This is a genomic window from Polaromonas sp. CF318, from assembly GCF_000282655.1.
In the GTDB taxonomy this organism is placed as follows: Bacteria; Pseudomonadota; Gammaproteobacteria; order Burkholderiales; family Burkholderiaceae_C; genus Polaromonas.
Genome location: NZ_AKIV01000008.1, coordinates 69294 through 75467, shown reverse-complemented (window position 1 = coordinate 75467; position 6174 = coordinate 69294). Strand labels below are relative to the sequence as shown.

At 65.5% G+C, this 6174-nt stretch carries 5 protein-coding genes, 1 pseudogene and 1 riboswitch; of the genes and pseudogenes, 1 reads left to right on the top strand and 5 read right to left on the bottom strand.

What is annotated here, in order from left to right; genetic code table 11:
• The 5 genes and pseudogenes from PMI15_RS01205 to PMI15_RS01185 all read right to left on the bottom strand — a co-directional run.
• Window positions 1-262 (bottom strand): annotated as a pseudogene (locus tag PMI15_RS01205) (thiazole synthase); the annotation flags it as partial.
• A 3-nt stretch (window positions 263-265) separates the two neighbouring features.
• Window positions 266-487 (bottom strand): sulfur carrier protein ThiS, encoded by a 222-nt coding sequence (thiS, locus tag PMI15_RS01200; protein WP_007862757.1) that lies wholly within the window; start codon window positions 485-487, stop codon window positions 266-268.
• Window positions 488-489: 2 nt separating this feature from the next.
• Window positions 490-1542 (bottom strand): glycine oxidase ThiO, encoded by a 1053-nt coding sequence (thiO, locus tag PMI15_RS01195; RefSeq protein WP_007862756.1) that lies wholly within the window; start codon window positions 1540-1542, stop codon window positions 490-492.
• A 12-nt stretch (window positions 1543-1554) separates the two neighbouring features.
• A complete protein-coding gene (gene thiC / locus PMI15_RS01190) occupies window positions 1555-3474 on the bottom strand; it encodes a phosphomethylpyrimidine synthase ThiC (RefSeq protein WP_007862755.1) in 1920 nt (639 codons plus the stop codon).
• A gap of 81 nt (window positions 3475-3555) precedes the next feature.
• Window positions 3556-3676: riboswitch (TPP riboswitch) on the bottom strand.
• 228 nt (window positions 3677-3904) lie between these two features.
• Complete coding sequence (locus PMI15_RS01185; RefSeq protein WP_007862754.1) at window positions 3905-4969, bottom strand: LacI family DNA-binding transcriptional regulator; 1065 nt, start codon at window positions 4967-4969, stop codon at window positions 3905-3907.
• A 114-nt stretch (window positions 4970-5083) separates the two neighbouring features.
• Between PMI15_RS01185 and PMI15_RS01180 the strand changes: the two genes are divergently transcribed.
• Window positions 5084-6103 (top strand): TRAP transporter substrate-binding protein, encoded by a 1020-nt coding sequence (locus PMI15_RS01180; protein ID WP_007862753.1) that lies wholly within the window; start codon window positions 5084-5086, stop codon window positions 6101-6103.
• The last annotated feature ends 71 nt before the right edge of the window (window positions 6104-6174 follow it).

Below are 6174 nucleotides of genomic sequence, written 5' to 3'. Positions count from 1 at the left end.
GGCAGCCCGCCGTATTGGGCAGGATGCGGCAGCCCATGGCCTGCACGCGCTGCCAGAAACTGTTGCCGCCGCCGCTTTCGGGCTGCAGCCGGCGCAGGCCCACCGTCAGCACCTCGGTGCCGCTGGCACGCACCGCATCGCCCAGCACCTGCGGCGAGGGGTAATGCGAAGTGCCCAGGAAAAAACGGCTGGACAAGGTGACGCCGGCGACAGTCCAGGGGCTGCCGTGGGCGATGGCGGATGAAGCGGTGGTGGTGTCCATGGCCTAGCCTCCGGTAATGGGGGTGACGATGTCTATGCGGTCGCCGTTATTCAAGACGCGCTCCGGCCACTGAGGGCGCGGCACAAAACTGTTGTTGATCGCGCAGGCAAATGCGCCTTGCAACGGGTAACCCCGCGCCAGCAACAATGCCTGCAAAGTGGGCGCATCGGTTTTTATAGTCTCGCCGTTCAACGAGATAGTGAGCGGTGTTGTCATGTCATTCATTTTCACTGCCCCAACAGTTGATGAACCAGGTCCTCGACCAGCGCCGGCGCGCACAGGTAGCCGTGGCGATAGAGGCCGTTGATGTGCCACACGCCCTGCCGCTGCGCAATTGTGGGCCGGTGGTCGTCCAGCGCCGGGCGCAAGGCTGCAGCCAGGCGCAACACCCGTGCCTCGCCAAAAGCCGGGTGCAGGCTGTGCAGTGCGCTGCCCAGCTCCAGCGTAGAGCGCAAGGTCACCGGCCCCGTGTCTTCCGACTCCAGCTCGGTCGCGCCGACCACAAACTGGTGGTTCGGGCGCGGCGCCACATACAGCTGGTAGCGCGGGTGCATCAGGCGCACCGGGCGTTGCAGGCTCACGCCGTCACATTCAACCGTGAGCACCTCGCCGCGCACACCGCGCAGCTGCGGCCAGCTTTCCCGGGCGCCCACGCCGCGCGCATCGACCGCCACATCCACATCGTAGGTTTGCCCGCCGCATTCAATATGGCCGTCCTTGACCGCATCGACGGCCCGGCCTTCAAGCCAGGTGCCGCCCAGCCGGTCTATCTCGGTCGCCAGCGCGGCCATCCACTGGTCGTTGGCCAGCTGGCCCTCGCCGTCCAGCATCAGCCCCTTGCCAAAGCGCCCGGCCAGCGCCGGCTCGGCCTGGGCCAATGCCGCCGCGTCCAGCGTGCGCACCTGCGCGCGCGCGGCTTCGGGCAGCTTGTGCAGCAGCAGGCCGGTGAAATGCGCCAGCGAACTCTGGTCGGGCGCATGCGCGACCACCAGCGTGCCCTCGCGCCGGAAATACACCGGCAGGCCCCGATCAGCCAGCTCGCTGATCCACTGCGGCCACAGCTGCATGGAGCGCTGGCCCAGCGCGAACACGACATCATCGGACACTGCAAGCTCGGCCAGCGGCGAGAGCATGGCCGCCGCCGTCATCGACGCCGTGGCCAGGTCGCCGCGCGCCCGCGCGTCGAACAGGCTCACGCGGCAGCCGGCGCGCAGCAGGCGCCAGGCCAGCGTGCGCCCTGCCAGGCCCGCGCCCGCAATGCCGATGTGCAAACTGTTCATCTCAGGAACTGCTCAGGAATAAATCTCGCTGCCGCCTTCGCGGAATTCCTTGGCCTTTTCCTCAAAGCCGCTCGCGATCTGCTTGATGGGAATCGTCCCCGCGGCCGGTGCCAGCGTGGTGCTCGCGGGGTTGAGCCGCGCGAACTCGCGCACCTCCTGCGAAATCTTCATCGAGCAGAACTTCGGCCCGCACATGGAGCAGAAATGCGCGACCTTGGCGTTCTCCTTGGGCAGGGTTTCGTCGTGGTAGGCCATGGCCGTGTCCGGGTCAATCGCCAGGCGGAACTGGTCTTCCCAGCGGAACTCAAAGCGCGCCTTGGACACCGCGTTGTCCCACATCTGCGCTCCCGGGTAGCCCTTGGCCAGGTCGCCCGCATGCGCGGCGATCTTGTAGGCGATCAGGCCCTGCTTCACGTCGTCGCGATTGGGCAGGCCCAGGTGTTCCTTGGGCGTCACGTAGCACAGCATGGCCGTGCCGTACCAGCCGATGTTGGCCGCGCCCATGGCCGAAGAGATGTGGTCGTAACCCGGCGAGATGTCGGTGATCAGCGGGCCCAGCGTGTAGAAGGGTGCCTCGAAGCAGGCCTCCAGCTGCTTGTCGACGTTTTCCTTCACCAGCTGCAGCGGGACGTGGCCAGGGCCCTCGATCATCACCTGCACGTCGTGCTTCCAGGCGATCTGCGTGAGCTCGCCCAGTGTGTGCAGCTCGGCGAACTGCGCCTCGTCGTTGGCGTCGGCAATCGAGCCCGGGCGCAGGCCGTCGCCCAGCGAGAAGCAGACGTCGTAGGCTTTCATGATCTCGCAGATCTCGTCAAAGCGCTCGTACAAAAAGCTTTCCTTGTGGTGCGACAGGCACCACTTGGCCATGATGGAGCCGCCGCGCGAGACGATGCCCGTCAGGCGGTTGGCCGTGAGCGGTACATAGGCCAGGCGCACGCCGGCGTGGATGGTGAAGTAGTCCACGCCCTGCTCGGCCTGCTCGATCAGCGTGTCGCGGAAGATTTCCCAGGTCAGGTCCTCGGCCTTGCCGTTGACTTTTTCGAGCGCCTGGTAAATCGGCACCGTGCCGATCGGCACCGGCGAGTTGCGCAGAATCCATTCGCGGGTTTCATGGATGTTCTCGCCGGTCGAGAGGTCCATCACGGTGTCGGCGCCCCAGCGAATCGACCAGACCAGCTTGTCGACTTCTTCTTCAATGCTCGAGGTGACCGCCGAGTTGCCGATGTTGGCATTGACCTTGATCAGGAAGTTGCGGCCGATGATCATCGGCTCGCTTTCCGGGTGGTTGATGTTGTTCGGGATCACCGCGCGGCCGCGTGCCACTTCATCGCGCACGAACTCGGCCGTGATCTCTTTCGGGATGGCGGCGTTGAAAGAGTGGCCGGCCTTGGGCAGGCGCTCGGTCTTCAGGCGCTCGGCCAGCTGCGCGCGCACCAGGTTCTCGCGCACCGCGATGTATTCCATCTCCGGCGTGATGATGCCCTTGCGCGCGTAATGCATTTGCGACACATTGGCGCCCGCCTTGGCGCGCCGCGGCACCGGCGCATGCGCCATGCGCAACGCGGCCAGGGCCGGGTCATTCAGGCGCTGGCGGCCGTAGGCGCTGCTGATGCCGGCCAGGGCCTCGGTGTCCTGGCGCTCGTTGATCCAGGCGCCGCGCAGCGGCGGCAGGCCGCGTGTGATGTCGATGGGCGCGGCCGGATCGGTGTAGATGCCCGAGGCGTCGTACAGGCGCAGGGGAGGGTTGGCTTCACGGCGCGGCTCGCCGGCCCCTTCGTGCACCAGGGTGTCGGTCAGCGTGACCTCGCGAAACGGCACGCGGATGTCGGGGCGCGAGCCCTCGAGGTAAATCTTCGCCGAGCCGGGAAAGGGCGCGCGCGTGATGCGGCCCGTGAGGTCTTGGGTGTCAACGGTGAGTCGGGTTTTGGCCATGTGGTTCTCCAGGAGGTGGGGTGCCTGCTGGGGAGCCGGAGGGTCCTGGGGCGGCCTCTGGGGGTGCCGCTACGGAGTGCCGGAGCCAATTGCGTTGTTCCCTACGCGGGGATGACCCCGATCAGGTTCAGCGGGTCTCGCAGACTGCGATCTCAGCCTTGGCATTCCTTACGAAACATCCTTGGCACCCCGACAAGCTGTGGTCATTGTATGCAGGCCGCACAGCAATGGCAAATGACCAAGGTAACAAGTCGACCAAGCCGCGCTTTCCCTTCAAGTGGGGGCCGCGGTCCGGCTTTGCCGGCCGCAAGGCGCCTGTCCCCTGAAAGGGGAAAAGGCACTACACGAAGTGAGTGCCGATAGGGGTGTATCCATCTCCCCGTCCCCTGCAAGGGGAGAGGGGGCTACACGCAGTGAGCCCCAACAGGGGTTAGGGCAGGTTCTCCCGGAAGATGACTTGACTGCGCACTGCGTCGACCCCACTCATCACATCGCGCTTGTCCCGCAGGTTGGTGAACATGCGCACGCAGCTCATCATGGCCGACTGCGGGCTTTGCGTGATCACCGCGTCCATGCTGCCGTCTATCAGCATGGCGCGCGTGTCGGGCGTGAGGCCGTGGCCTATGAAAACCACCTTGTGCTCGCGGCCGGTTTCCTTCAGCGCCCGCGCCACGCCGTCTGAGGCGCCGCCTATGTTGTAAATGCCGGCCAGGTCCGGGTATTGCTCCAGCAGCGTGCGCGTCTGCTCGTAATTTTTCTGCGCATCGTCCTGCCCCTCGCGCAGGCCCACCACCTGCAGCGTCGGGAACATCTCCTCGATCACATGCAGGAAGCCGGCCTCCCGCTCCTCATGCGCGCGGTAGCTCAGCGAGCCGGCGATCAGCGCCACCTTGCCGCCGCGCGCGCCGGGCGCGATGAAGCGCCCCACCAGGTAGCCCGCCGTGCGCCCGGCCGCGCGGTTGTCCAGGCCCACATAACCGGCGCGCTGCGAGCCCGACAGGTCCGAAATCAGCGTGATGGTGGGCACACCCTTTGCGGCCAGTTCGCTGACGGCTTCGCGCACCGCCGGGTGCTCCAGCGCCATGAAGGCGATGCCCTCGCTGCGCTTGCCCTGTTGCAACAGGCTGGCGGCCAGCTGATGCGGGTTGAAGCTTTCAAACAGCTCGGTGCGGCATTTCACGTTGAAAGGCGTCAGGTGTTCCTGCGAATAACCCACTGTGTCACCCAGCATGCGGATAAAGCGGTTGCCGCCGTCGGGCAGCAAAAAAGCCAGGCGCATGGGCGGCGCCGCCAGCGCGGCATACAGCCCCGTCTCAGGCAGGTAATCCATCTCGGCGGCGGCCTTGAGCACCTTTTGCGCGGTGGCCCCGCGCACGCCGGGGCGCTGGTTCAGCACCCGGTCTACAGTGGCGGTGGAAACGCCGGCAGCCCGCGCAATGTCGACCACACGGGCCCGCTGCTGCTGCCTCTGCAATCCATCAGGGATAACCCTCATACATCAAATTCCATCATTTTTCTCGTTTGACGATTGACTACCCTACCCCTATCGTTGCGCTGCTTTCACCCAATGATGCATCAAAACGCATCAAAACAAAACTGGAGACAAACCATGACCGAAGTCACCCGCCGCAGCGTGCTGCGCACCCTGTCCGCCGTTCCTGCCGCCGGCATCGCCGCCGCCCTGCCCTCCATGGCCCGCGCCGCCGAGTTCTCCTACAAATACGGCAACAACCTGCCCGTCACCCACCCGCTCAACATCCGCGCCCAGCAGGCCGCCGACCGCATCCTGAAAGAAACCAACGGCCGGGTCGAGATCAAGATCTTCCCGAACAACCAGCTGGGCGGCGACACCGACATGCTGGCCCAGGTGCGCTCCGGCGGCATCGAGTTCTTCACGCCCTCGGCCCTCGTCATTGCCACGCTGGTGCCGGTGGCCGCCATCAATGCCGTGGGTTTTGCCTTCAGCGACTACAACCAGGTGTGGGGCGCCATGGACGGCAAGCTGGGCGCGCATGTGCGCGAAGCCATCGGCAAGTCGCGCCTTTATGCCTTTGAAAAAATGTGGGACAACGGCTTTCGCCAGACCACCAGCAGCAAGGCGCCGGTCACCAGCGCCAAAGACATGGACGGCCTGAAGATCCGCGTGCCGGTGAGCCCGCTGTCGATCTCCATGTTCAAGGGCCTGGGCGCCGCGCCCGCCAGCCTGCAGTTCAGCGAGGTGTACTCCTCGCTGCAGACCAGGATCGTCGACGCGCAGGAAAACCCGCTGCCCATCATCCAGGTCGCCAAGCTCTATGAAGTGCAGAAGTTCTGCTCGCTGACCAACCACATCTGGGACGGCTACTGGTTCATCGCCAACGGCCGCGCCTGGGAGAAATTGCCCGCCGACCTCAAGACCATCGTCGCCCGCGCCATCAACGAAGCCGGCCTGCAGCAGCGCGACGACATCAAGAAGCTCAACGAAACGGTTGTGACCGATCTGCAATCGAAGGGCCTCACCATCAATCGCCCCACCTCGGACAGCTTCCGCGCCAAGCTGCGCGAGGCCGGTTTCTATGGCGAGTGGAAGGAGCGTTTTGGTGCCGAAGCCTGGGGATTGCTCGAGCAGTCGGTGGGCAAGCTGGCATAAGAAGTTCTCCCCTCTTCCTCCCTCCCCCGCTGGGGAGGGCAGGGTGGGGGCCGGCGGCGATGGAGCAAGCG

Excerpts from the sequence above, each read along its gene's own strand:
- thiS (WP_007862757.1), bottom strand. The coding sequence starts at position 487 with ATGAATGACATGACAACACCGCTCACTATCTCGTTGAACGGCGAGACT.
- thiO (WP_007862756.1), bottom strand. The coding sequence starts at position 1,542 with ATGAACAGTTTGCACATCGGCATTGCGGGCGCGGGCCTGGCAGGGCGC.
- thiC (WP_007862755.1), bottom strand. The coding sequence starts at position 3,474 with ATGGCCAAAACCCGACTCACCGTTGACACCCAAGACCTCACGGGCCGC.
- PMI15_RS01185 (WP_007862754.1), bottom strand. The coding sequence starts at position 4,969 with ATGAGGGTTATCCCTGATGGATTGCAGAGGCAGCAGCAGCGGGCCCGT.
- PMI15_RS01180 (WP_007862753.1), top strand. The coding sequence starts at position 5,084 with ATGACCGAAGTCACCCGCCGCAGCGTGCTGCGCACCCTGTCCGCCGTT.